Source organism: Kineococcus halophytocola (assembly GCF_041276425.1).
Taxonomy (GTDB): domain Bacteria; phylum Actinomycetota; class Actinomycetes; order Actinomycetales; family Kineococcaceae; genus Kineococcus; species Kineococcus halophytocola.
On the sequence record NZ_JBGFTU010000012.1, the window covers coordinates 30,260 to 54,501 of the forward strand.

Genomic DNA, 24,242 nt, shown 5'->3' on the forward strand with positions numbered 1-24,242 from the left:
CCCCACATCGATACGAACTGCATCGGATGCACCCTGGATCGGATGCGCCCTGCATCGTGATGGAGTCGTGCCCCGGGAACGTCCCGGACGGTGACCGGCGGGGCCCGTCGGGCTCCTAGGCTGTGCCCGCGCGGACACGTCCCGTGATCCGCGCTCGGGGGATCGAGCGGGGGAACGACGCAGTGCCGAACAGCGACACGCCGGCGCAGCAGGAGACCGGACGACCGGCGGGTGACCGGCCACGACGGCCGTGGTGGCGGCGGCCGACCACCTGGGTGGGGGCCGGCGTCGTCGTGGTGGCCGGCGGGTACTGCACCGCCGCGCTCGCCCTGGGCGGTCAGGCCCCGCGCGGGACGACCGTGCTGGGGGCCGACGTCGGTGGCCGGGACCGGGCCGCGGTCGAGCAGACCCTGGACCAGCGCGCGCAGCAGCTGCAGACCACGCCGGTCGCCCTGCAGGTCACCGGCGCCGGGGCCTCGGCCACCGGTGAGGTCGTCCCCGGCGAGGCCGGGCTGGGCATCGACGTGGCGGGCACCGCCGAACGCCTCACCGGCCCCGCGTGGGCCCCGGCCGACCTGTGGCGCCACGTCGCCGGCGGCACCAGCGAGGACCCGGAGGTCGACGTCGACCGCGACGCGCTGCGCACCGCGCTGCAGCCGCTGGCCGAGTCGGTCGCCGTGGCCCCCCTGGAGGGGGCCGTGACCTTCGACGTGCGCGAGGACGGCACCGTCGAACCCGCCGTCGCCGACCCCGAGGAGGGGCGGGCGCTCGACGTCGAGGCCGCCGCGGACACGGTCGCGCGCGGCTGGCTCGACGGCGGCCCCCTCACGCTCGAAGCGGCCGTCGCGGCCCCCTCGGTCGACGCCGGCACCCTGCGCGAGGCCGTCGGGACGATCGCCCGCCCCGCCGTGGCCGGCGACCTCGTCGTGGCCGGGGGCGGGCGCGAGGTCACCCTCGCCCCGCCGGCCTTCGCCCGGTCCCTGGCCGTGCGGCCGGTGGAGGGCGAGCCCCGGCTCGTCGCCGACGGGGCCGGGCTGCAGGCCGCCCTGGCCGCGGCCGACCCGCAGTTCGAGACCGCCCCGCAGGACGCCCGCATCGACATCGTCGGCGACCGGCCCCAGGTCGTGCCCGCCGTCGCCGGCCGCGCCGCGCCCCCGCAGGAACTGGCCGCGGCCGTCACCGGGGCCCTGACGGGGGAGCCGCCCACGCGCCGCGCGCAGGTCGAGCTCGTCGAGGCCGAGCCCTCGCTGACGACGGAGGCGTTGCAGCAGCTGGGGATCGTCGAGCGGATCTCGACGTTCGCCACCAACCTCACGGCCAACGCGGAGCGCACCGAGAACATCCGCATCGCCGCCGGTCACGTCGACGGCACGATCCTGCGCCCGGGGGAGGAGTTCTCCCTCAACGACACCGTCGGGGAGCGCACCCCCGAACGCGGGTTCAACCGGGCCCCCGTCATCTCCGGGGGCCGCCTCGTCGACGACTACGGCGGCGGGGTGTCCCAGTTGTCCACCACGCTGTTCAACGCCGTGTTCTTCGCCGGCCTGGACGAGATCGAGCACCGGCCGCACTCGTTCTACATCTCCCGCTACCCCGAGGGCCGGGAGGCCACGATCGACTGGCGCACCATCGACAACCGCTTCCGCAACGACTCCGGGAACGGCGTCTACGTCCAGGCCGGGATCGTCGGCAACCAGGTCGTCGTCTCGATGTACGGGACGAAGTTCATGGACGTCGAGGCGCGCAAGTCCGCCCGCCGCAACGTCAAGCCGCCGCGGACCGTCTACGACACCTCCCGCGGCTGCCGGCCCAGCTCGGCCACCGCCACCGGGTTCACCGTGGACGTCACGCGGGTCATGACGCCCGTCGGCGGCGGGGAGCAGCAGCGCGAGACGTGGACGACGGTCTACAACCCGGAGAACCGCATCGTCTGCGGGCCCGACCCGGCGACGGTGCGGCCCAGCACCCCGGCGCCCACGACCAGTGCACCGGCCGAGACCCCGGCGCAGTAGGGCGGGGGGAGCCTCGAGGGATCACCCCTCCCCGGTGGCGCGGGCGGAACCCGCGGCCGCGAGCACGGCGAGGACGCCCACGCCGGTTCCGTAGCCGATGCCGGTGGCGCGCAGCCCGACGTGATCCGCCAGCAGGCCGGCGAGGACGGCCGGCAGGGAGAAGGCGAGGTAGGCGACGACGTAGACGGTCGCGACGAGGGCGCCGCGGCCCCCCGGGCTCGCCAGTCCGGCCAGGGTGCGGAACGCGCCGAGGAACCCCGCGCCGAACCCGGCGCCGGCGACGGTGGTGCCGACGAAGAACACCCACGCGGTGGAGGTGAGCAGTGCGCCGACCGTGACCAGCGCGCCGGCCGCGAGGGCTGTGCACCCCAGGAGCAGCGTGGAGCGCCCGGAGCGGTGGGCGACGGCGAGGGAGGTCAGGGCGCCGACACCGGCGAGCAGGGCGACCGCGACGCCCCCGACCAACCGGTTGGACGAGCCGGTGAGCGCGGACGCGATCGAGGGGCCGAGCGACAGGTACAGGCCGCCGAGCGCCCAGGTGGCCACCAGCGCGGGCAGCACGGCCAGGAAGGCCGGTCGGGCGGCGGGTTCCACGCCCAGGCCGACGTGCAGCCCGGGGCGTCGTCGGACGGTCACGGTCTCCGGGACGAGGGCGAGGCAGGCGGCCAGCAGCGCGCAGGCGACGAGCAGCAGCGCGTAGACGAGCCGCGTCGGCGCGGGCGCGTACTGCACCAGCGCCGCGGCCGCGAGCGCCCCGGCGGCCAGCCCGGCCGCGGGGGTGACCGCGTTGACCACGGCTCCCCGGCCGGGCCGGTCGGCCGGTTGGAGGTCGATCAGGGCCGCGGCGAGCGCGGCGGTGACCAGCCCGGTGGCCAGGCCCTGCACGGTCCGGGCGGCGTACAGCCAGCCCAGGGACCCGGCGGCCAGGAACAACGCCATCGCGACGGCCTGCAGACCCAGTCCGGCGAGGACGACCGGCCGCCGGCCGACCGCGTCCGACAGCGGCCCGAGCAGCAGCAGCGTCGCGAGCAGGGCCAGTGCGTAGACGGCGAACACCGCGGTGAGCGAGGCCGTGGAGAAGCCCCAGCGGGTGGCGTACAGGCCGTAGAGCGGGGTCGGCGCGGCGGCGGCGAACAGGAACAGCCCCAGCGCGGCGGTCACGACGGCGAAGCCGCGGCGGCGGAGCGCGTCGGGTCCGGCCGCGACGGCGCCCGGGCGGGGTGCCCCGGTCATCCTGGTCATCGGCTCAGACGCCGAGCATCTCGATGACCGTCTGGGCGACCTTGCGGCCGGAGTACTGCTGCTGCCCCGTCACCAGTCGCCCGTCCCGGACGGCGAAGGCCTTGAACAGCCCGGCCGAGACGTAGTTGGCCCCCCGTTCGCGCAGAGCCGGTTCGAGCCGCCAGGGCATGATCCGCACGCCCGAGGCCGCGTCGCCGTAGTTCTCCTCGACGTCGCTGAAGCCGGTCACCGTCCTGCCGGCGACCAGGTGGGAGCCGTCGGAGAGGGTCAGGTCGACCAGTGCGGCCACCCCGTGGCAGTAGGCGGCGACCGGCTTCTCCGCCTCGAACACCGTCCTGATGGCCGTGGCCAGCCCCTCGTGGTGGCGGTAGGTGAACATCGGCGACTGGCCGCCCGCGACCAGCAGCGCGTCCAGCTGCGTCAGGTCCAGGTCGGTGACGCTGGGCGTGTCGGCCAGCGTCGCGACGAGCTCGGGGGTGGACAGGAAGCCCATCGAGATCAGGTCCTCGGCCGACCACCGGCTGGCGTCCCGGGGGTCGGACAGCGCGTCGACCTCCACGCGGCCGCCGTCGGGGCTGGCGATGACGACGTCGATGCCCCGCTCGGTCAACTCGTAGTAGGGGTGGGTCAGTTCGGCGGCCCAGAAGCCGACCGGCCAGCCGTGCTGGTTGACGGCGGGGTTGGCGACCACGACGGCCACGCGCTTGCGGCGGGTGGACACGAAGTCGTTGGCCACGTGGTGCCGGTCGCCGGTGGTGGTGGTCACGGGGTGCCCCTTCCGGAGGTGGAGGTGGAGGTGGTGGGGCAGGAGATTACTCATCCTAAAGCCTTGAACTCAAGCATTGCCTCCGTCCTGTCGCGGTTATCGTGGGCGGATGGGGGACGATCACCGGGAGCGGGACTCCGTCGACGACATCGTCGACCAGTGGGCCGTGCAGCGGCCGGACCTCGATGTGCGGCCGGTGGGGGTGATCACCCGGCTCGCCCGGGTGCGTGCCCACCTCGACGCCGAGCTCACCGCCGTCTTCGACCGCTACGACCTCTCCCCGGCGGACTTCCAGGTGATCGTCACGCTGCGCCGGTCCGGTGCCCCGTTCCGGCTGGCCCAGGCGAAGCTCATGACGGCGCTCGGCCTGACCTCCGGGACGATCAGCGTGCGCGTCGACCGGCTCGTCCGCCGCGGCGTGGTCCGCCGCGAACCCGACGAGACCGACGCGCGGGTCACCCTGGTCCGGCTCACCGACGAGGGGGAGCGGCTGTTCGACGACATCGCCCCCGTGCACCTGGCCAACGAGGACCGGCTGCTGTCCGCGCTCGACGACGACGAGCGCGGCACCCTCGCCGCGCTGCTGCGTCGACTGCTCGTCTCCTTCGAGTCGCCCGTGGCCGGCGACCCCGGTCCGTGGGGGTTCGTGGTCGAGCCGGCGCACCGGGCCCGCGCGCGACGGATCGCGGTCGGGCTCTCCGACACCCCTGGTCTGCTGGTCGCCGACGTCACCCCGGGCGGCCCGGCGGCGCGTGCGGGCATCGCTCGCGGTGACCTCGTCGTCGCGGTCGACGGCCGGCCGGCGCGGTGCGCGGCCGCGCTCGACCCGGGTGCGGCCGAGCTGCGGCTCGAGGTGCTGCGCGGCGAGGAGCCGGTCACCGTCCGGCTGCGGGGGGAGCGGACCGCCGGTCGGTAGGTGACGCCGGGCTCAGAGGGGCAGGACGTCCAGGTCCACGGCGCGCACGGGCCACAGGTCCAGGTCGAACTGGACCCCGGGCAGCGCGTGCTGGAGCTCGGACTGCAGCCGGAACCCCTCGCTGGCGTAGGTGGTGCAGGACGAGGGGGAGTCCCAGCCGCACAGCTCGACGGGGTGGTGCTCGTCGAAGTAGGCCTGCCAGGCCAGCAGACCGGTGCGCAGGTGCTCGTCCAGGCCCAGGTCGTCCAGGTGCGTGCGGCTCAGGACGAAGCCCCCGAGGTCGGCCGGCGCCCACACGGGTGTGGGGGCCAGGTAGTCGCTCATGAGGCGGAATCGCTCGCATCGCTCGAACGGCACCCGTCGAGGGTAGGCCCTGCGCGGGGGTGCTCCGGACCACCCGCGCACGCGGCGGAGGGCTTGCGCCGCAAGGAGTGCAACGACGCACCGTCGTAGTTGAGGGGCGCACCGGTGCCCCGCGGCGCCACCCGGCGTCCACCGGCACGCCACCCGGGGGACACCCGCCCGTCCCCGGCCGTCCCCGGCCGTCCCGCCGGACCCGGTCGTCCGGTCGGCCCGCGGGTGAACCGCGAGCGCCGCCACCCCGTGCACCCGGTGACCCGACGTCCCGACCCGAGGTGGTTCCCGTGAGCGACCCCCGCACGACCGACGCCCCGGCCCGTCCCGCCGGTCCGGGGCGACCGCGCCGCCGCCGGCGGTGGATCGCCCTGGCGGTCCTGGTCGTCGTGGCCGTCCTCGTGGTCGTCCTCGTGGCCGTCATGGGCCCGCGCCTGTACGCGCAGGTCCAGGGCGGGCGGGCCGCGGCCCCGCTGGCCACCGCCGCCCCGGCGCCGACCGCGACCGGGCCCGCCACCGACGCCGCGCTCGAGGGGGCGTGGACGATCACCGACGGCGGCACCGCCGGCTACCGCGTCGAGGAGGTCCTCAACGGCCAGGACGTCACCGTGACGGGACGCACCGACCAGGTCACCGGCGACCTCACCGTCGAGGGGGGCCGGCTCACCGCCGGGACAGTCTCCGTGGACCTCGCGAGCGTCCGGACCGACTCCGGCGCCCGCGACGACCGGTTCCGCAGCAGCGCGATCGTGGACGTCGAGCGGTTCCCGACCGCCGACTTCACGCTCACCTCCCCGGTGCCGCTGGGCGGGCTCGACGTGGGGGCGACGATCGCGGTCCAGCTCACCGGCACCCTGACCCTCAAGGGGACGACCCGTGACGTGAGCGTCCCGGCCACCGTCCAGCGCGCCGCCGAGCAGGCCGTGACCGTCACCGGGTCCCTGCCGGTGACGTGGTCCGACCACGGGGTCCAGGCCCCGGACCTCGGGTTCGTGGCCGTCGAGGACACCGGGACGATCGAGTTCTCCGTGCCCGCCGTCCCCGCCTGAGGTGCCCCCGGCGGATGCGCCGGATCGCCTGCGGGGCAGACCCGGTGGTCCCTAACCTGGCGGGATGTCGTCCGCGGGAGCGGTGGACCCGCTGCTCCTGCGCGCGTGGCAAGAGGTCTCCGAGGGAACCATCGTGCTCGACGCGCAGCGCTGGCGCGTCGAGCACGTCAACGCCGCCGGTGCCGCGATCTACGGCCTGGCCCCCGCCGACATGGTCGGCCGGCTGCTGTCCGACGTGTTCCCCACCGCCGTCGGCAGCGACTTCCACACCGAGCTGCGCCGCACGCGCGCCGAGGGTGGGCTGGTCACCTGGACCGGGCCCGTCCCCGGCACCGACCGGTGGATCGCCGTCCGGGCCCAGCGCGTCGAGGGCCCCGACGGCCCCGACGGCGAGCACACCGTCCTGTGCTCCTTCCGCGACGTCACCGCCGAACGGGCCCTGGAGGTCGAGCGCGACGCCCTCATGCGCTCGCTGCAGCGGTCCCTGGAGCACACCACCCGCCTGCTGCGCCTGTCCGAGGCGCTGACCGCCACCCGCACGGTCGCCGACGTGGCCGCGGTGGCCGCCGAGGCCGCCCGCGACGGGTTCGGCGCCACCCACGCCGCCCTGTCGGTCCTCGACCACGACCGGCGGGTGCTGCGCACCCCGTTCACCGGCCACTACGCCCCCGGAGCCCAGGAGCAGTGGCAGGACCACCCGCTCGACGGTCCCGGACCCGGCACCGCGGCCCTGCGCGAGGGCCGGCCCCGCTTCGACGACGAGGCGAGCCTGCGCACGCGGTTCCCCGAGCTGTCAGCGCGTTGGGACGTCCTGCGGGCCCGGCTGGTCGCCACCGTCCCGCTGCTGGCCGCCGGCCGCGCGCTCGGGCTGCTGACCGTGGTCTGGTGCGAGGACGTCGACCTGCCCGAGAGCCGGCGGTCGATGCTCGTGGCCCTGGCCTCCTACACGACGCAGGCGCTGCAGCGGGCCCTGCTGCTGGCCGAGCGGACCGCGACCGCCCGCACCCTGCAGCAGTCCCTGCTCACCACGGACCTGCCGCGGATCGACGGCCTCGACCTCCTCGCCCGCTACGTCGCCGCCCACACCGAGGACCAGGTCGGCGGCGACTGGTACGACGGGCTCCTGCTGCCCGGCGGGACGACCCTGCTCGTCATCGGCGACGTCGCCGGGCACGACATCACCGCCGCGGCCGCGATGGGCCAGCTGCGCAGCGCCCTGCGCGCCCTGGCCGTCGACCGCGACGACCCGCCCGCGGTGCTGCTGGACCGGCTCGAGGCCGTCGTGGACTCCCTGCGCGCCGACGCGATCCTCGCCAGCTGCCTCGTCGCCCGCCTCGAGCAGTCCGCCGGCCAGCGCGCCGCGGGGGTGCGGACCCTGCGCTGGGTCAACGCCGGGCACCCGCCCCCCGTCCTCGTCCTGGCCGACGGCACCGCCCGCGTCCTGCGCACCGACCCCGACCTCCTGCTCGGCGTCGGGGCCGGGCACCGCACCGACCACGTCGTCGAGGTGCCCGCCGGGGCGACGCTGCTGCTCTACACCGACGGCCTCGTCGAACGCCGCGACGACGACCTCGACGCGGGCACCGAGTGGCTGCGCCGCCGCGCCGGCGCCCTGGCCGGCCCCGACCTGGCCGCGGCCCTGGACGAGCTGCTCGCCGAGGTCGCCCACGCCGGCGGCGACGACGTGGCGCTGCTCGCCGTCCGCCTCCACGCCCGGCCCTGACCTACGATCACCTGTCGTGAGCTCTGCTGAGGACCCCGCGCCGACCCCCGCCGCGCCGGCGGACCGAGAGCCCGTCGTCTTCGAGGGCCGCACCGGTCTCGTGCACCCCATCACGCGCTACTTCACCCCCGTGCTGCACCGCCCCTGCACGCCCGTGACGGCCTTCGACGACGACCTCGTCCAGCTCGTCGCGGACATGTTCGCCTCGATGGACGCCGCCGACGGCGTGGGCCTGGCCGCCAACCAGATCGGCGTCGACGCGCGCGTGTTCGTCGTCGACTGCCCCGACGCCGACTCCGAGACCACCGGCGAGAACGTCGTCGCCCACGTCGTCAACCCCGTGCTGCACCTGCCGACCGGCCGCAAGCGCCGCCTCGACCTCGACGGCGAGGGCTGCCTGTCCGTGCCCGGGGAGTACGCCGACCTCGCCCGCCCCGACACCGCCGAGGTCACCGGCCTCGACGTCCACGGCGAGCCCGTCCGCATCGTCGGCACCGGCCTGCTGGCCCGCTGCCTGCAGCACGAGAGCGACCACCTCGACGGCATCGTCTACGTCGACCGGCTCGGCGCCGGGGAGCGCGCGCAGATCCTCGCCGCCGCCGGGCTGGAGACGCCCGCGTGATCGTCCTCGGGGTGGAGTCCAGCTGCGACGAGACCGGGGTGGGCCTGGTCAGCGAGGGCGTCCTGCTTGGCGACGCGCTCGCCTCCAGCATGGACGCCCACGCCCGCTTCGGCGGCGTCGTGCCCGAGGTCGCCGCCCGCGCCCACCTCGAGGCGATCGTCCCCGTCCTGCACGAGGCGCTGGACAAGGCCTCGCTGCAGCTGTCCGACGTCGACGCGATCGCCGTCACCGCCGGGCCGGGCCTGTCGACGGCCGTGCAGGTCGGGCTCGCCTCGGCCAAGGCGCTCGCCTTCGCCCTCGACAAGCCCCTCTACGGCGTCCACCACCTCGCCGGGCACGCCGCCGTCGACGTCCTGGAGCACGGCCCGCTGCCGCCGCGGTGCGTGGCGCTCGTCGTCAGCGGCGGGCACACGTCGCTGCTGCTGCTCGGCGACCTCGGCCGCGACCCGATCGTGCACCTGGGCGACACCATCGACGACGCGGCGGGGGAGGCGTTCGACAAGATCGCCCGCGTCCTCGGGCTCGGCTACCCCGGCGGGCCCGTCGTGGACCGCGTCGCCCGCGAGGGCGACCCGCACGCCATCGCCTTCCCCCGGGCCCTGTCCCGCCCCTCCGACCCCGCGTACGGGTTCTCCTTCTCCGGGGTCAAGACGGCCGTGGCGCGCTGGGTCGAGGCCCGCGTCGACGCCGGCGGGGAGGTGCCCGTGGCCGACGTCGCCGCGAGCTTCCAGGAGGCCGTCGCCGACGTCCTGACCCGCAAGGCGCTCGCCGCCTGCCGCGAGCACGGCGTGGACACCCTGCTGCTCGTCGGTGGCGTGGCCGCGAACTCCCGCGTCCGTGCGCTGGCCGAGGAGCGTTGCGCCGCAGCGGGTGTGCAGCTGCGGGTGCCGCCGATCCGGCTGTGCACCGACAACGGCGCGATGATCGCCGCCGTCGGGGACCTGCTCGTCCGCGCGGGCGCGCCGGCGTCGGGGCTCGACCTCGGCGCGGACCCCTCCGCGCCGCTGACGGGGGCCCTGCTCGCCGGTCCCTGGACCTGACGGCACTCTCCTCACGGGTCGTTCGTTGGCCCGGGGACTGCTCCTCGGACGAAAGGCGTCGGACCCGTGGCCATCGACTACTCCAAGAACGCGAACAGCCCCGAACCGCCCGCGGGCGGTGCGGGCGGGGGCATCTCGCTGTCGAAGGTGACGCTGACCAAGTCCGCGCCGACGGTGTCGCTGTCGAAGTCCGGCGCCACCGGCGGGACCCTGCGCGTGCACCTGGCCTGGAACGCCCGCCCGGCCGGCGCCGCCCCGGCGTCGGGCGGCGGGTTCTTCTCCAAGCTCAAGGCCGCCGCGGCCCCGCAGACGGGCATCGACCTCGACCTCGGCGCGCTCTACGAGTTCACCGACGGCTCCAAGGGCGTCGTGCAGGCCCTCGGCAACGCCTTCCGCGACCGCGGCGCCGGTGAGCCCGTCGTCTGGCTCGACGGCGACGACCGCACCGGCGGCGGCGGGGAGAACCTCTACGTCGACCTCGGCCAGGCGGCCCGCATCAAGCGGATCCTCGTCTTCGCCTTCATCTACGAGGGCGTCCCGAACTGGGCCGCCGCCGACGGCGTCGTGACCCTGCACCCGGTGTCCGGCCCGGAGATCGAGGTGCGCCTGGACGAGCACGACGACCGCTCGCCCATGTGCGCCATCGCCCAGATCACCTCCGACGGCCGCGAGGTGTCCGTGCAGCGCGAGGTGCGCTACGTCCAAGGCGGGCAGCAGGCCCTCGACGAGGCGTTCGGGTGGGGGATGCGCTGGCGCACCGGGCGCAAGTGACGCCCCTCGCCTGACCCCGTTGCCTCCCCGGGGCCGCGTGGTGGGTGCCCGTTGCCTCCCCGGGGCCGCATGGCGGGTCCCCGTTGCCTCCCCGGGGCCGGTGATCGGCCCCGGGGAGGCAACGAGGACCCCCAACCTCGGCTGCTCCTCACCGCCCGGGGTGCGCCTCGTTGGCCCCACGCAGCCGGTGATCGGCCTCGGGGAGGCAACGAGGCGCACCCCCGCGCGGTCGGTGCCCGCGTCACGGGCGACCCGCAACGCGCCCGCAACCCCCGACGGCTAACCTCGGGGCGTACCCGCGAGAGCAGGCTGTCGAGGAGGACGTCCGTGAGCACGCCGCAGGACCAGCCGACCACCCCCACGGTGCCGCCGAGCCCGGAGTTCGCGGCGCAGGCCGTCGCCCAGGCCGACCTCTACGAGCGGGCCGCGGCCGACCGGCTCGGGTTCTGGGCCGAGCAGGCCCGCGAGAACGTCACGTGGGACACCGACTTCACCGACGTCCTGGACTGGTCGAACGCGCCGTTCGCGCAGTGGTTCGTGGGCGGGAAGCTCAACGTGGCGGTGAACTGCGTGGACCGCCACGTCGAGGCCGGCCACGGCGACCGCGTGGCGCTGCACTTCGAGGGCGAACCGGGCGACACCCGCGCCGTCACGTACGCCGAGCTGCACGAGCAGGTCCAGCGCGCGGCGAACGCGCTGGCGTCCCTCGGGGTCGAGCGGGGCGACCGCGTCGCGATCTACCTGCCGATGCTTGTCGAGTCCATCGTGGCGATGCTGGCCTGCGCCCGGCTGGGGGCGGCGCATTCGGTGGTGTTCGGCGGGTTCTCCGCCGACGCGCTGAACTCCCGCATCATCGACGCGCAGGCCAAGCTCGTCATCACCTGCGACGGGTCCTACCGGCGCGGCAAGCCGACCACGCTGAAACCCGCCGTGGACGCGGCCCTGGCCAAGGGCGCTCCCAGCGTCACGAACGTCCTCGTCGTGCGCCGCAACGGCGAGGCCGTCGACTGGACCGAGGGGCGCGACCTCTGGTGGCACGAGGCGCTGGAAGCCGCTGCGCCGCAGCACGAGGCGGAGGCGTTCGACGCCGAGAACCCGCTGTTCGTGCTCTACACCTCCGGCACGACGGGCAAGCCCAAGGGCATCCTGCACACCTCCGGCGGGTACCTCGTCCAGACCGCGTACACGACGAAGAACGTGTTCGACGTGAAACCCGAGCGCGACGTCTACTGGTGCACCGCCGACATCGGCTGGGTCACCGGCCACAGCTACATCGTCTACGGCCCGCTCGCCAACGGGCTGACGCAGGTCGTCTACGAGGGCACCCCGGACACCCCCGACAAGGACCGCTGGTGGTCCATCGTGGAGAAGTACGGGGTCACCGTCCTCTACACCGCGCCCACGGCGATCCGCACCTGCATGAAGTGGGGCGAGGAGTACCCCGCCCGCCACGACCTGTCCTCGCTGCGCGTGCTGGGCAGCGTGGGGGAGAACATCAACCCCGAGGCGTGGAACTGGTACCGCCGCGTCATCGGCTCCGACCGCACGCCCATCGCCGACACCTGGTGGCAGACCGAGACGGGCGCGCAGATGATCGCCCCGCTGCCCGGGGTCACCGCGCTGAAGGCCGGGTCGGCGCAGGTGCCGCTGCCGGGGATCGTGGCCGAGGTCGTCGACGACGCGGGCGAGCCCGTCGGGCCCGGCCAGACGGGCTACCTCGTCCTCACCGAGCCGTGGCCGGCGATGCTGCGCGGCATCTGGGGCGACGAGCAGCGCTTCAAGGACACGTACTGGTCGCGCTTCCCGGGCCGCTACTTCGCCGGGGACGGCGCCAAGCGCGACGGGGACGGCGACATCTGGCTGCTGGGCCGCGTCGACGACGTCATGAACGTCTCCGGGCACCGGCTGTCCACCGCCGAGATCGAGTCCGCGCTCGTGTCCCACCCCGACGTCGCCGAGGCGGCGGTCGTGGGGGCCTCCGACGAGACGACCGGTCAGGCCGTCGTCGCCTTCGTCATCCTCCGCGGCGGGCACGAGCAGGGCCCGGACACCGTGGCGGACCTGCGCAACCACGTGGCGAAGGAGATCGGCCCCATCGCCAAGCCGAAGTCGATCATGGTCGTCGCGGAGCTGCCCAAGACGCGCTCGGGCAAGATCATGCGCCGCCTGCTGCGCGACGTCGCCGAGCACCGCCGGCCCGGTGACGTCACGACGCTGACGGACTCCTCGGTCATGGACGCCATCTCGGCCGGGATGACCGCCTCGTCCCAGGACTGACCGCAGATCTCCACCGCACCCCCTCCTGCGGCCGCCGTGCCGGGGCGGGGGGTGCGTCAGGGTGGAGGGGTGCCCCGTGAACCCCGTGCCCGCCGCACCGCCCCGCTCGCCGGGACCGTCGTCGCGACCGGGGTCGTGGCCGCCGGGGCGGCCGTCGTCGGGGCCCCGGACTGGTTCGGCCTGGCCGGGCACCGCCCGTTCGTGTGGACGGTGCCGTTCCGGGTGCCCGTCGGGCTCGGCCTGGCCGGTCTGGCGGTCCTGGCCGGGCTGACCGGTCTGCGCTGGCGGCGCACGCTGCCCGCCGCGACGGCGCTGGCCCTGGCCGCGGCCGGGTCCCTCGGGGCGACGCTGGCCCGCGGGGTCTCCGCCGGGGAGCTGCCGGCCGCCCGCGCCGGGGACGTGACCGTCCTGGCCGCCAACGTGTACCTGGCCCGCGCCGACCGCGGGGAGGTGGCCCGGCTCGCGCTCGAGGCGCGGGCCGACGTGGTCTCCCTGCCGGAGGCGACGCGCGAGTACGCCGACGACGTCGCCACCCGCCTCGAGGCGGCCACCGGCACCGGGGTGCAGGTGTTCTTCGGCGACGACCGCGACGGGCGCTTCGGGACGGCCCTGCTCGTCGCGGACCGGCTGGGGGAGTACCGGACGACGGGGGAGCTGGCCGGTGGGCTCAAGGCCGTCGTGACCGCCGCGCCCGTCTCCGGCACCGGTCCGGTCCTGGCCGCCGCCCACACCGCCGCCCCGGTCCCCGAGCTGCTCGACCCCTGGGCCGAGGAGGTGCGGGCCGTGGCCGACTGGTGCGCGCGCACCCCCGGGGCGCTGCTGGCCGGGGACCTCAACGCGACCCTGGACCACCCCGGGCTGCACCTGCGCGGGTCGTGCGTGGACGCCGGGGAGCAGACGGGCACCGGCGCGCGCGGCACCTGGCCGGCCGGGCACCCCGCCCTGCTGGGCGCCACGATCGACCACGCCCTGGCCGACGGGAACCGTTGGCGGGCGGTCGGATCGCAGGTGCGGACGCTGCCCGGCAGCGACCACCGCGCGCTCCTGTCCCGGTGGCGTCCGGTCGACTGAACGGTGGAGCACTGCTCCGAACGGGCGAATCCGGGACGCGTCCCCGGCGGGTTCGGGCGATCGGCACCACCGGGAGGTTGAGAACCGTAGGGTCGTCCTGGTCGTCGCTCGTCCCCCTGTACGAGAGCGACCCCTGCGTCGCCGTCGGTCCCCCCGCCGACGGCGACGCGCTCACCCTGGCGGTGCACCGCGACAGGGGTGCTCCTAGGGTTCTCCCCGGCGCCCCGTCTCCCGCGCGGGTAGCGCGACCGGGCCTAGGAGGATCTCGATGACCACCCTGAACGACCGCGGAGTCGGCGCTCCCGAACGCACCATCGGCCAGCTCGTCGCCGACGCGACGAGGGACATGACCGAGCTCGTCCGCTACGAGATCGCCCTGGCGAAGGCCGAGATCACCACCGACGTGAAGAACGGCGCCTTCGGTGGCGCCCTGTTCGCCGTCGCCGGGCTGTTCGGGTTCGTCGCCTTCGTCTTCCTCGGGATCACCGTCGCGTTCGCGCTGCACGAGGGCGCCGGCTGGCCGATCTGGCTGAGCTTCCTCGTCGTCGCCGCGGCGATGCTCGTCGTGGCCGGCATCGCGGCGGGCATCGGGTTCGGCCGCATCAAGCAGGTCCGCCCGCCCGAGCGCACCATCCGCACCTCCAAGGAGAGCATCGCCGCCATCAAGGCCGCGGCGACCGGCAAGCCCGTGTCCAAGACCATCTCCGGGCGTCCCGACGCCCGCGGCATCGGGCACTGAGCGACCGGGCCGCCACGCGAGCGGCCGTCACCGACGTCTCGGCCGTCCTGGTCGAGGGTCCGTGGCGGCACCGCCTCGTGGCGGCGCACGGGGCGCGCTTCCACGTCGCCGAGCTCGGCGACGGGCCGCTCGTCCTGCTGCTGCACGACTTCCCGCAGTTCTGGTGGGCCTGGCGGGCCCAGCTCGTCGCCCTGGCCGCCGCCGGCTACCGCACCGTCGCGATGGACCTGCGCGGCTACGGCGCCTCCGACAAACCCCCGCGCGGGTACGACACCCCGACCTCCGCCGCCGACGTGGCCGCCGTCGTGCGGGCCCTGGGCGAACGCGACGCCGTCGTCGTGGGCCTGGGCATCGGTGGCCGCACCGCCTGGGCGCTGCCCTCGCTGCACCCAGAGCAGGTCCGCGGCCTCGTCGCCGTCGGCGCCGGGCACCCCCTGCTGACCCGGCACGTGCTGCGCGACCGCCTCGGCGAGCGCACCGGCCTGGCCGCCACCCGCACCGCCCTGGCCCGCCAGCTGCCCGCCCTGCCCGAACGTTCCCTCGTCCACGGCGACGGTGTCGCCCGCGTCCTGCGCGAGCGTTCCGGCCCCGGCTGGCCCGGGCAGGAGGACGTCGCCCGCTACCGGGAGGCGGTCCGGGTGCCGTTCGTCGCGCACTCGGCGCTGGAGTACCACCGCTGGATCGCGCGCTCGGCCGTGCGCGCCGACGGCCGCCGCTTCGCCGCCGCCCTGCGCGCCGGCACCGACGTGCCCGTGCTGCAGGTGCGCGGTGAGCTGGACCCCACCGTGTCCCGCGCGACGCTGGAGGCCGGGGCGCGTTTCGCCCACGGCCCGCACCGCCTGGAGGAGGTGCCCGGCGTCGGGCACTACGTACCCGAGGAGGCCCCCGGTCGCCTCGCCTCCCTGCTCGCGGGGTGGCTCGCGCGCTGGTGACCTCGCGCCGCCCCCGGTGCCCACGGCGTCGGTGCGCGACCCCGCGGCGGACAGCACCGCGTCCAGCTCCCGCGGCGTCAGCGCGTACCCCGTCGTCGCGTCGTCGAGGGACTTGGCGAACACCACCCCGGCGACGCGGCCGTCCTCGGTGAGCAGCGGCCCGCCGGAGTTGCCCGGCTGCACCGTCGCGTACACGGAGTAGACCTCCCGCAGCACGTCGGTCGTGTCGAAGATGTCGCGGCCCTGGGCCTGCAGCACCTGGCGGACGCGGGCGGGTTCGGCGCGGTAGGGGCCGTCGAGCGGGTACCCGGCGACGACGGCGGCGTCCCCGGCGGTGAGCTGGTCCGCGCGCGGCAGGGGGGCGACGTCGAGGCCGGGCACGTCGAGGACGGCGAGGTCGCGGCCGGGGTCGAAGGCGACGACGGTCGCCGGGTAGCGGCGGGTGGACCCGCCGGGCTGCACGAACGGGTCGGTGACACCGGCGACGACGTGCGCGTTCGTCACCACGCGGGCGTCCCCGCCGAGGCGGGCGGCGACGAACCCGCTGCCCTCCAGCCCGCGCCGGCAGCTCGTCGCCACCCCGGTGATCTTCACGACGGCCGCGGGCGGTTCCTGCAGCGCGGGCGGGACCGCGCCGGAGGGCGGTTCGACGGGCGCGATGGGTTCGGGGTCCAGGCCGGTGAAGACGCGGGGGAACCCGCTGGCCTGGGCCGCGGACCAGAACCGGGCGAGCAGGTCGTCCACGGCCGGCGGCACGAACCGGTCGGTGGCCGCGACCACGCGCGAGCCCGTCACGGCCTGCGCGAGGGCGGGGAACGGGGCCTGGCGGGCCGCGCCCGCCACGACCCACAGGACGAGCAGCGTCGAGACGGCCGCGGCCACGGCCCCCAGCAGCGCATCGAGCACCCGCGCGGGTTCCCAGCGCACGACCGAGCGGACCCGCGCGGCGGCCAGCCCCAGCACGACTCGCCCGATGACGGCCAGGGCCACGGTCCCCAGCACGACGGCCAGCGTCCGCTGCAGACCGGTGTCCCAGCCGGCGACGACCGGGGGCAGCACGACGACCCCGATCGCGGCCCCGCCCACGAGCCCGAGCAGGCTCGCGACACCGACGAGGAAGCCCTCGCGGTACCCGGCGACGACCTGGGCCAGCAGCAGCACGACCAGGACGAGGTCCAGCACGTCCGAACCGCTCACGCGGACACCCCCGCCCACCGCAGCGCCTCGTCCAGCGTGATCGTCACCGGGTCCCCCGGGGCCGCCGGGCGCAACCCGCCCAGGGCCAGGACCCGCACGAGCACCTCGGCGGTGAACCCCCACACGAGCAGCCCGCGCACGGCGAAGGCCGGACCGGTGTACCCGCCGGGGCCGGTGACCCGGCGCTCGGCGGCGAACAGCTCGGCCAGCGGGACGCTCTGCACCCGCGCGACCTCGGAGGGGTCGACGACCCCGACGGGTCCGCGCTCGCGCCAGTGCGCCACGACGGGGGTCACCCGGTGCCCGGAGTGGGCCAGCCCCAGCGGCGGCAGCTCCCCGAGGACGTCCACACCGGCCGGGTCCAGCCCGGTCTCCTCGGTGGCCTCGCGCAGCGCGGTGGCGGTGGCGTCCGCGTCGCCGGGGTCGGCCCGGCCGCCGGGGAAGGCGACCTGACCGGAGTGCTGGCGCAGGGTGCCGGCCCGTTCGGTGAGCAGGACCTCCGGACCGGCCGGGCCGTCCCCCAGGAGCACGAGGACGGCGGCGGGCGTGAAGCGCTGGACGAGGCGGCGGTCCTCGCGCCAGTGCAGGTCGGCGGCGGTGACGTCCGGCAGCCGGGACGCCAGCGGCTCCAGCCACTCCGGCAGCGCGTTCACACGGGCGCCGGCTGCTTGACGAGGGCGGCGGCCTTCACGGGGTCGGTCTCCCCGATCCCCGCCGAGGGGCACAGCCGCAGGACGGGGCACGCCCCGCAGGCCGGTCGCCGGCTGTGGCAGGTGCGGCGGCCGTGGAAGATCATCCGGTGGTTGAACATCGTCCAGTCCCTGCGCGGCAGGAGCGCGGCGAGGTCGGTCTCGACCTTCACCGGGTCCTCGTGGGCGGTGAAGCCGAGCCGGCGCGAGAGCCGCCCCACGTGGGTGTCGACGGTCAGCCCGGGCACCCCGAAGGCGTCACCGAGGACGACGTTCGCGGTCTTGCGCCCCACCCCGGCCAGGCGGACCAGGTCGCGCTGGCGCGGGGGGACGAGCCCGTCGTGCTCGGCGACGAGCTGGGCGGCCAGCTTCAGCAGGTTGTCGGCCTTGGCCCGGAAGAACCCCGTCGGCTGGATCAGCGTCTCCAGTTCGGCGCGGTCCGCGGCGGCGAGCGCGGTCGCGGTGGGGAACCGGGCGAACAGGGCGGGGGTGACCTGGTTGACCCGCGCGTCGGTGCACTGGGCCGACAGCACGGTCGCCACGAGCAGCTCGAACGGGGTGGTGAAGTCCAGCTCGCAGTGGGCGTCGGGGTAGCGCTGCGCCAGCAGGCGGTGCACGCGCCGCGCCCGGCGGGTCCTGGCCAGCGGCGACTCCACCTGCGGGTCCCCCAGCGTGCTCACCGGGCGAGACTACGGGGCGGTCCGGGCACCCGTCGTGACGAGGGACTCCCGACGGGTGAGGGCACACCACCGGGAGGGTGAAGGCCCGTCAAGAGAGCCCGGACCTGCGACGACACGGCTGTCATGGCACCACGCGACCCCCGCTCCGACGACCTGCCCCAGGACCCGTCCCCCGTCCTGTCCCCGGCCCTCGCCCACGACGTCCTGCCCGGCCTGCTGGAGCCGGTGCTGGCGGGGGTGCTCGACGCCGCCGACGCGCTGAGCTGCGCGCGGACCGTCCGGGTCGAGCTGTCCGAGCTGCCGCTGCCCTCGCTGCGCCGGCGGCGGGGTCTGCTGCAGGAGGAGCTGCGCCGCGTGCAGCACTGGCACCGCCTGGTCCGCGCGCGCCGGGACCTGCTGGTCGCCACCGCCTGCGGGCCGGAGGACCTGCACGTGCCGGTCGAGGCCGCCACCCACGGCGGCCCGCTGGAGCACCACCTGCACCCGGCGGAGGTGGGGCTGGACCCCGCCGACGGGCTGCGGGGCCTGCTGCTGCTGGACCGTCCCATCCGGGGCGGGGTCCTGCCCGAGCAGCTGCGCGAGCTGTCCGGCGCGCAGATCAGGTTGACCGAGTACGAGAACGCGCTGCTGGCCGAGCTGGCCGTCGCCACCGACGTGCTGGCCGAACGCTGCCGGGCGCTGTTCGGGCCGACGTCCCCCTGAGGAGGGGCAGGCTGGACGGTCGTTCTCGCCCCCGGTGGGGCAGACTGGTGCCGCGCGCGTCCTGGTGACGCGCGTCACTGGTCTGCAGGACGCGGTACGGGAGGTCGTCGGTGGAGCACGAGGTCGAGCGCGGGACGGACGTCGACCGTCTCCTCGAGCGTGGCACCGACCGCCCCGGTGACCGGCTCGGTGACGTCGTGCGTCGTGCCCCCCTGTTCGCCGCCCTCGACGACGAGGCCGCCGGGGAGCTGCTGGAGTCGATGGAGTCCGTCCACCTCGACCGCGGCGAGCAGCTCTTCGGCGAGGGCGAGGCCGGCGACCGGGTCTACGTCGTGCGCACCGGCAAGATCAAGCTCGTCCGCAGCTGGCCCGACGGCCGGGAGAACCTGCTCGCGGTCCTGGGGCCGGGGGAGATGTTCGGGGAGCTGTCGCTGTTCGACCCCGGTCCGCGCACCAGCTCGGCCCGCGCGGTCTCCGAGGCCCAGCTGATCGCCCTCGGCCACGACGAGATGATGCGCTGGCTGGGACGGCGCCCCGAGGTCGCCCGCCACCTGCTGCGCGCGCTGGCCCAGCGCCTGCGGCGCACCAACGTCGCCCTGGCCGACCTCGTGTTCACCGACGTGCCCGGCCGCGTGGCCAAGGCCCTGCTCGACCTCTCCCGCCGCTTCGGCCGGCCCATCGCCGACGGCCTGCTCGTCGCCCACGACCTCACCCAGGAGGAGCTCGCCCAGCTCGTCGGCGCCTCCCGCGAGACGGTCAACAAGGCGCTCGCCGACTTCGCCTCCCGCGGCTGGCTGCGGCTGGAGGCGCGGGCGGTGGTCCTGCACGACGTCGAGCGGCTGGCCCGGCGCGCGCGCTGAGCGGCCCCGTCAGGGCTGCTGCGCGAGGTAGTCCAACTGCGCCCGTACCGACTGCGCCGCGGCCCAGCGCACCGTCCCCTCGACGTCGCCGTGCACGGCGGTGACGACGTCCTCGACGTCGCGGTGCCCGGCGGCCACGGCGCACCGGACCTGCTCCAGCCGCGCCAGCCGGTGCTCCCGCTGCCTGCTCAGCGCCGCGCGCGGGTCCGGCAGCGGCGGTCCGTGCCCGGGCAGGACGACGTCCGCCTCCAGGGACAGCAGCAGCTCCAGGGAGCGCAGGTAGTCCCCCAGGTCACCGCCCTGCTCCACGCCCTGCTGGTTCCCGGTGGCGATGACGGTGCTGCCCCGGCCCAGCAGCGTGTCCCCGGTGAGCAGCTCACCGGAGTCCAGCAGCACGCACAGGGAGTCCGAGGTGTGACCGGGGGTGGCCAGCACCCGCAGGCCCAGCCCCGCGACCCGGTGCTCACCCGCGGTGCGGGCGACGGGCGCGGGGTGCTGGGCCAGGAAGGCGTCGAGGCCGCCGACGTGGTCGCGGTGGCGGTGGGTCCCGACGACGAGGGCGACCCGCCGTCCGGCCAGCACCGCGGTGATCCCGGCCCGGTGGGCGGGGTCGTCCTCGCCCGGGTCGACGACGACGGCCTCGCCGGACCCGGGCGCGGACAGCACCCAGGTGTTCGTGCCGTCCAGCGTCATGGGGCCGGCGTTGCCCTCCAGGACGCAGGTGGCCCGGTCGGTGACCGGGCCACCCGCCCACGCCCCGGGCACCGTCACGTCAGGAGCGGACACGCACCGTGATCTCGACCTCGACGGGGGAGTCCAGCGGCAGGACCGCGACCCCGACCGCGCTGCGGGCGTGCTGACCGGCGTCGCCGAAGACCTCCCGCAGCAGGTTCGAGGCGCCGTTGACCACGCCGGGCTGGCCGGTGAAGGACGGGTCGCTGGCGACGAAGCCGACGACCTTCACGACGCGCTCGATGGCGTCGACCCCACCGGCCACGCTCGCGGCGGCCGCGATGGCGTTCAGCGCGCACGTCGCGGCGAGCTGCTGGGCGGTGTCGGCGTCGACGTCCGCGCCGACCTTGCCGGTCACCGCGAGGGCCCCGTCGACGAACGGGAGCTGCCCGGACGTCAGCACGAGGTCGCCGTCGCGCACGGCGGGCACGTAGGCGGCCACCGGGGCGGCGACCTCCGGCAGCGTCAGGCCCAGCTCGGCCAGGCGCTCGGACGCGCTCACGGCTTGGGCCGCTTCAGGTAGGCGACGAGGCCGTTGCCGTCGGGACCGGTGACGACGTGGACGAGCTCCCAGCCGTCACTGCCCCACTGGTCCAGGATCTGCTTCGTCGCGTGGACGATCAGGGGGACGGTGGCGTACTCCCAGGTGGTCATGGCGGCCACCGTAGTGGCCCGCCACGACACGACCCAGGGCCGGCGGCGTCAGACGGCGATGTCAGACGGCGACGTCAGACGACGGCGACGACCCGCGGGTCCGCTGCCGTGGGGGCGGGGACGGTGGTCCCCGAGCCGGTGACCTCACCGGCGGCCGCGCTCAGCGCCGTGTCGCGGGCGGTCTCCAGCAGGCGGCGCCACGACTGCACGTTGGGCCGGCGCTTGAGCAGCGCGCGGCGCTCGCGCTCGGTCATCCCGCCCCAGACGCCGAACTCGATCCGGCTGTCCAGCGCGTCGGCCAGGCACTCGGTGCGCACGGGGCACCCGCCGCAGATCTGCTTGGCGCGGTTCTGCGCCGACCCCTGCACGAACAGGTCGTCCGCCGTGCTCGCCTTGCAGGCTCCACGACTCGCCCATTCCAACGTCCACGCCATCGACGGCCCCTCCCGTCAGCGTCCTCGCCGGCCTGGGGCCGCAGCGGCCCCGGTTCCCCCCGGTTCGGAACGATCCCTGTGAATCTCCGTGAGTGCCCGCGAACGGGCACCCCCGCAGCGTATGGTCGAGCGCACGGCCCTCCCAGAGCCCCTTGGGAGGAACCTGGGTAGTCACTTCGGGCTAGCCCGGCATCACCCGGACGGCCGAACGCGCCGCCGGGTCGCGGTCCGGTCACGATCCTGCGCGCAGACCGCGGAGGACGTGTGGACGACCACGGGCCCCCGGGGTCTCCGCTTACGCTGGCGACATGGCCCCTCGCTCCACGCAGCACGCCCGGCGCCCGGTCTTCCGCCTGCTCGCCGCGTTCGCCGCCGTCAGCGCCGCCGGCGGCGTGCTCAGTGCAGGACTCGTCGTCCCGGCCGTCGCCGCGACCGGCAGCCTCACCAGCGAGGGCGTCGACATCTTCAACGAGCTCCCCGGCGACCTGGGGGACCGGACGCTGTCCGAGGCCTCCACGATCACCTACGCCGACGGCACGCCGATGGCGAAGGTCTACGACCAGAACCGCTCGGTGGTCGCGTTCGACCAGATCGCCCCCGTCATGCGCGACGCGATCATCTCGATCGAGGACGACCGCTTCTACAGCCACGGCGCCGTGGACGTGAAGGGCATCGCCCGCGCGCTGGTGTCCAACGCCGGCGGTGGCAGCACCCAGGGCGCCTCGACGCTGACCCAGCAGTTCGTCAAGAACGTCCTGGTCCAGCAGGCCGTCCAGGAGGGCGACTCCGAGGCCGCGGCCGCCGCCGTGGAGCACGAGGGCGTGGACGGCTACGCGCGCAAGCTGCGCGAGATGAGGCTCGCCGTCGGCGTGGAGAAGGAGATGACCAAGGACGAGATCCTCGCCGGCTACCTGAACGTCTCCTACTTCCAGAACAACGTGTACGGCATCGAGGCCGCGGCGCAGTTCTACTTCTCGAAGTCGGCGGCGGACCTGACGCTGCCCGAGTCCGCGTTGCTGGCGGGCATGGTGCAGAACCCGGCGGCGTTCAACCCCGTGAAGTACCCCGAGGCCTCGGTGAAGCGGCGCAACGTGGTGCTGAGCCGGATGCTCGAACTCGGCAAGATCGACCAGCCCACCTACGACGCCGCCGTCGCCGCGCCGGTGGGGCTGGTCCTGAACCCGAGCCGCCAGGGGTGCCTGTCGGCCGGGACCGCGGCCTACTTCTGCGACTACGTCGTCCGCGTCGTCGAGAGCGATCCGGCGTTCGGGGCGACCCCGGAGGACCGGCGCAACCTGCTGCGCCGCGGCGGTCTGACGATCAAGACCACGCTGAACCCGGTCATCCAGGACATCACGCAGAAGGCCGTCAACGACGGCGTCAACCCCGGCCAGGAGGTCCGGTCGGCGGCCTCCTACGTCCAGCCGGGCACCGGCCACATCCTCGCCATGGCGCAGGACACGACGTACTCGCCGGACGAGGACCAGATCGGCTTCACGACGCTGAACTACAACGTCAGCCAGGCCATGGGCGGGGGCATCGGTCTGCAGCAGGGGTCGACGTTCAAACCGTTCACCCTCGCGACGTGGTTGAAGTCCGGCCGGTCGCTGGACTCCGTGGTGGCCTCCCCGAACAAGGGCAACGACCCGTACAGCGCCTTCACCGCCTGCGGTCAGAAGTTGCGGGGCACCAAGCCCTACACCTACGGCAACTCCGAGAGCAGCAGCAGCGGTTCGATGACCGTCCGCCAGGCCACCGCGAACTCGGTGAACACGGCGTTCGTGTCGATGGAGAAGCAGCTCGACATCTGCGACATCACCGCGACCGCGCAGTCCCTGGGGGTCTACAAGGCGTCGCCGTCGAAGAACTTCCTGACGGGGGAGGAGAGCCTCGACCTGGACCAGAACCCGTCGATGACCCTCGGCACCAACCTCGTGTACCCGCTGGAGATCGCCGGTGCCTACGCGGCGTTCGCGGCGGAGGGCACCTTCTGCAAGCCGACGGCGATCCTCGAGGCGGTGGACACCAACGGCAACCCGCTGCAGGTCCCCTCGGCGGACTGCAAGCAGGTCCTCGACGTCAACGTCGCCCGCAACGTCACCGAGGCGCTGCGGCAGGGGTGGACGAACGGGACCGCCCGACGCGTCGGCAAGAGCGAGATGAACGGCCGCCAGGTGGCGTCCAAGACGGGGACGACCCAGGACAGCCAGAACGTGTGGTTCGCCGCCTACACCCCGCGGCTGGCCGGGGTGGTCTGGGTCGGTCACCACCAGGGCGTGAAGTCGCTGAACGGGGCGCGCATCAACGGCCGCCGCGTCGGCAAGGTGTACGGGGCGACGATCCCCGGCCCGATCTGGGCGGAGGCCGCCGGGGGTTCCCTCGCCGCCCTCAACGCGCCGAAGCTGACCTTCACCGACGGCACCAACGACGGTCTGCGGACGACGGCCCCCAACGGCAAGCTGCGCGTCCCGAGCGTCGTGGGTCGCAGCGTCTCCTCGGCCACCGCGGCCCTGGAGGCCGCCGGGTTCAACGTGCAGGTCTCCCGCAGCCGGGTGTCCTCGACGAGGGTCGACGCCGGGCTGGTGGCCGCGCAGAGCGCCCGGACCGCCGCGGCGGGTGCGACGATCACCCTGACCCGCAGCTCCGGTGCCCCGCCGGCCCCGCGCCCGACCGCGACGCCGACGCCCACCCAGACGTCGCAGGCGCCCTCGCCGGAGCCGACCCAGGAGTCCCCGGACGCGCAGGACACCCAGGAGACGCCGGACGACGACGAGTGAGAC

At 75.2% G+C, this 24,242-nt stretch carries 23 protein-coding genes and 1 pseudogene; 14 read left to right on the forward strand and 10 right to left on the reverse strand.

All coding sequences use genetic code 11. The annotated features are described in order from the left end of the window. Positions 1-182: 182 nt before the first annotated feature. Positions 183-2,012 carry a VanW family protein gene (locus tag AB2L27_RS11740; protein WP_370441662.1) on the forward strand — a complete coding sequence of 610 codons (1,830 nt, stop codon included), beginning with the start codon at positions 183-185 and terminating at the stop codon, positions 2,010-2,012. A gap of 21 nt (positions 2,013-2,033) precedes the next feature. Here the strand turns inward: AB2L27_RS11740 and AB2L27_RS11745 are convergent, their stop codons facing one another. Continuing rightward, entirely contained in the window at positions 2,034-3,245 is a 1,212-nt protein-coding gene (locus AB2L27_RS11745; RefSeq protein WP_370441663.1) for an MFS transporter, read from the reverse strand. A 13-nt stretch (positions 3,246-3,258) separates the two neighbouring features. Further along, entirely contained in the window at positions 3,259-4,020 is a 762-nt protein-coding gene (locus AB2L27_RS11750; protein WP_370441664.1) for a type 1 glutamine amidotransferase domain-containing protein, read from the reverse strand. Between the two features lie 109 nt (positions 4,021-4,129). Here AB2L27_RS11750 and AB2L27_RS11755 point away from each other — a divergent pair, with 109 nt between their 5' ends. Continuing rightward, positions 4,130-4,936, forward strand: coding sequence for a MarR family transcriptional regulator (locus tag AB2L27_RS11755; RefSeq protein ID WP_370441665.1), 807 nt, complete (start codon positions 4,130-4,132; stop codon positions 4,934-4,936). A 12-nt stretch (positions 4,937-4,948) separates the two neighbouring features. Here AB2L27_RS11755 and AB2L27_RS11760 read toward each other — a convergent pair whose 3' ends face one another. Beyond that, positions 4,949-5,293 (reverse strand): hypothetical protein, encoded by a 345-nt coding sequence (locus tag AB2L27_RS11760; protein WP_370441666.1) that lies wholly within the window; start codon positions 5,291-5,293, stop codon positions 4,949-4,951. 287 nt (positions 5,294-5,580) lie between these two features. Here AB2L27_RS11760 and AB2L27_RS11765 point away from each other — a divergent pair, with 287 nt between their 5' ends. The 9 genes from AB2L27_RS11765 to AB2L27_RS11805 all read left to right on the forward strand — a co-directional run bounded on the left by AB2L27_RS11765 (position 5,581) and on the right by AB2L27_RS11805 (position 15,514). Then, on the forward strand, positions 5,581-6,339 hold the full coding sequence (locus AB2L27_RS11765) for a YceI family protein (RefSeq protein WP_370441667.1): 759 nt from the start codon (positions 5,581-5,583) through the stop codon (positions 6,337-6,339). Positions 6,340-6,403: 64 nt separating this feature from the next. After that, a complete protein-coding gene (locus tag AB2L27_RS11770) occupies positions 6,404-8,062 on the forward strand; it encodes a SpoIIE family protein phosphatase (RefSeq protein ID WP_370441668.1) in 1,659 nt (552 codons plus the stop codon). Positions 8,063-8,162: 100 nt separating this feature from the next. Then, positions 8,163-8,684, forward strand: a complete 522-nt coding sequence (def, locus tag AB2L27_RS11775) for a peptide deformylase (protein WP_370441760.1) — start codon at positions 8,163-8,165, stop codon at positions 8,682-8,684. Continuing rightward, positions 8,681-9,724, forward strand: coding sequence for a tRNA (adenosine(37)-N6)-threonylcarbamoyltransferase complex transferase subunit TsaD (tsaD, locus tag AB2L27_RS11780; RefSeq protein ID WP_370441669.1), 1,044 nt, complete (start codon positions 8,681-8,683; stop codon positions 9,722-9,724). The genes def and tsaD overlap by 4 nt, the downstream gene beginning before the upstream one ends. Positions 9,725-9,790: 66 nt before the next feature. After that, positions 9,791-10,495: a TerD family protein gene (locus AB2L27_RS11785; RefSeq protein ID WP_370441670.1), complete on the forward strand. Its 705-nt coding sequence runs from the start codon at positions 9,791-9,793 to the stop codon at positions 10,493-10,495. 327 nt (positions 10,496-10,822) lie between these two features. Next, positions 10,823-12,772 (forward strand): acetate--CoA ligase, encoded by a 1,950-nt coding sequence (acs, locus tag AB2L27_RS11790; protein ID WP_370441671.1) that lies wholly within the window; start codon positions 10,823-10,825, stop codon positions 12,770-12,772. A gap of 69 nt (positions 12,773-12,841) precedes the next feature. Continuing rightward, complete coding sequence (locus AB2L27_RS11795; RefSeq protein WP_370441672.1) at positions 12,842-13,843, forward strand: endonuclease/exonuclease/phosphatase family protein; 1,002 nt, start codon at positions 12,842-12,844, stop codon at positions 13,841-13,843. 268 nt (positions 13,844-14,111) lie between these two features. Further along, complete coding sequence (locus AB2L27_RS11800) at positions 14,112-14,582, forward strand: phage holin family protein (protein ID WP_370441673.1); 471 nt, start codon at positions 14,112-14,114, stop codon at positions 14,580-14,582. 77 nt (positions 14,583-14,659) lie between these two features. Continuing rightward, the gene (locus tag AB2L27_RS11805; protein WP_370441674.1) at positions 14,660-15,514 is read left to right on the forward strand and encodes an alpha/beta fold hydrolase; all 855 of its coding nucleotides are present in this window, start codon (positions 14,660-14,662) and stop codon (positions 15,512-15,514) included. 24 nt (positions 15,515-15,538) lie between these two features. On the opposite strand, the pseudogene AB2L27_RS11810 reads toward AB2L27_RS11805, so the two are convergent. The 3 genes and pseudogenes from AB2L27_RS11810 to nth form a co-directional block, all read right to left on the reverse strand. After that, positions 15,539-16,729 (reverse strand): annotated as a pseudogene (locus tag AB2L27_RS11810) (MarP family serine protease); the annotation flags it as partial. Further along, entirely contained in the window at positions 16,708-17,364 is a 657-nt protein-coding gene (locus AB2L27_RS11815; protein WP_370441675.1) for an NUDIX hydrolase, read from the reverse strand. The pseudogene AB2L27_RS11810 and the gene AB2L27_RS11815, both read right to left, overlap by 22 nt. Next, on the reverse strand, positions 17,361-18,080 hold the full coding sequence (gene nth, locus AB2L27_RS11820) for an endonuclease III (protein ID WP_370441676.1): 720 nt from the start codon (positions 18,078-18,080) through the stop codon (positions 17,361-17,363). The genes AB2L27_RS11815 and nth overlap by 4 nt, the downstream gene beginning before the upstream one ends. Before the next feature lie 123 nt (positions 18,081-18,203). On the opposite strand from nth, the gene AB2L27_RS11825 reads away from it, so the two are divergent. After that, positions 18,204-18,782, forward strand: a complete 579-nt coding sequence (locus tag AB2L27_RS11825) for a hypothetical protein (protein ID WP_370441677.1) — start codon at positions 18,204-18,206, stop codon at positions 18,780-18,782. 197 nt (positions 18,783-18,979) lie between these two features. After that, on the forward strand, positions 18,980-19,642 hold the full coding sequence (locus AB2L27_RS11830) for a Crp/Fnr family transcriptional regulator (RefSeq protein ID WP_370441761.1): 663 nt from the start codon (positions 18,980-18,982) through the stop codon (positions 19,640-19,642). A gap of 9 nt (positions 19,643-19,651) precedes the next feature. Here the strand turns inward: AB2L27_RS11830 and AB2L27_RS11835 are convergent, their stop codons facing one another. The 4 genes from AB2L27_RS11835 to AB2L27_RS11850 form a co-directional block, all read right to left on the reverse strand. Then, on the reverse strand, positions 19,652-20,428 hold the full coding sequence (locus AB2L27_RS11835) for an MBL fold metallo-hydrolase (RefSeq protein ID WP_370441678.1): 777 nt from the start codon (positions 20,426-20,428) through the stop codon (positions 19,652-19,654). Further along, the gene (locus AB2L27_RS11840; RefSeq protein WP_370441679.1) at positions 20,415-20,876 is read right to left on the reverse strand and encodes a RidA family protein; all 462 of its coding nucleotides are present in this window, start codon (positions 20,874-20,876) and stop codon (positions 20,415-20,417) included. The genes AB2L27_RS11835 and AB2L27_RS11840 overlap by 14 nt, the downstream gene beginning before the upstream one ends. Next, the gene (locus AB2L27_RS11845) at positions 20,873-21,028 is read right to left on the reverse strand and encodes a hypothetical protein (protein WP_370441680.1); all 156 of its coding nucleotides are present in this window, start codon (positions 21,026-21,028) and stop codon (positions 20,873-20,875) included. Before AB2L27_RS11845 ends, AB2L27_RS11840 begins: the two co-directional genes overlap by 4 nt. A gap of 74 nt (positions 21,029-21,102) precedes the next feature. Next, entirely contained in the window at positions 21,103-21,462 is a 360-nt protein-coding gene (locus AB2L27_RS11850; protein WP_370441681.1) for a WhiB family transcriptional regulator, read from the reverse strand. Between the two features lie 308 nt (positions 21,463-21,770). Between AB2L27_RS11850 and AB2L27_RS11855 the strand changes: the two genes are divergently transcribed. After that, on the forward strand, positions 21,771-24,239 hold the full coding sequence (locus AB2L27_RS11855) for a penicillin-binding protein (protein WP_370441682.1): 2,469 nt from the start codon (positions 21,771-21,773) through the stop codon (positions 24,237-24,239). Positions 24,240-24,242 lie beyond the last annotated feature (3 nt).

Bases quoted from the DNA above. Each gene is read 5' to 3' on its own strand.
- AB2L27_RS11745 (WP_370441663.1), bottom strand. From the start codon at position 3,245: ATGACCGGGGCACCCCGCCCGGGCGCCGTCGCGGCCGGACCCGACGCG.
- AB2L27_RS11755 (WP_370441665.1), top strand. From the start codon at position 4,130: ATGGGGGACGATCACCGGGAGCGGGACTCCGTCGACGACATCGTCGAC.
- AB2L27_RS11770 (WP_370441668.1), top strand. From the start codon at position 6,404: ATGTCGTCCGCGGGAGCGGTGGACCCGCTGCTCCTGCGCGCGTGGCAA.
- AB2L27_RS11800 (WP_370441673.1), top strand. From the start codon at position 14,112: ATGACCACCCTGAACGACCGCGGAGTCGGCGCTCCCGAACGCACCATC.
- AB2L27_RS11825 (WP_370441677.1), top strand. From the start codon at position 18,204: ATGGCACCACGCGACCCCCGCTCCGACGACCTGCCCCAGGACCCGTCC.
- AB2L27_RS11845 (WP_370441680.1), bottom strand. From the start codon at position 21,028: ATGACCACCTGGGAGTACGCCACCGTCCCCCTGATCGTCCACGCGACG.
- AB2L27_RS11850 (WP_370441681.1), bottom strand. From the start codon at position 21,462: ATGGCGTGGACGTTGGAATGGGCGAGTCGTGGAGCCTGCAAGGCGAGC.
- AB2L27_RS11855 (WP_370441682.1), top strand. From the start codon at position 21,771: ATGGCCCCTCGCTCCACGCAGCACGCCCGGCGCCCGGTCTTCCGCCTG.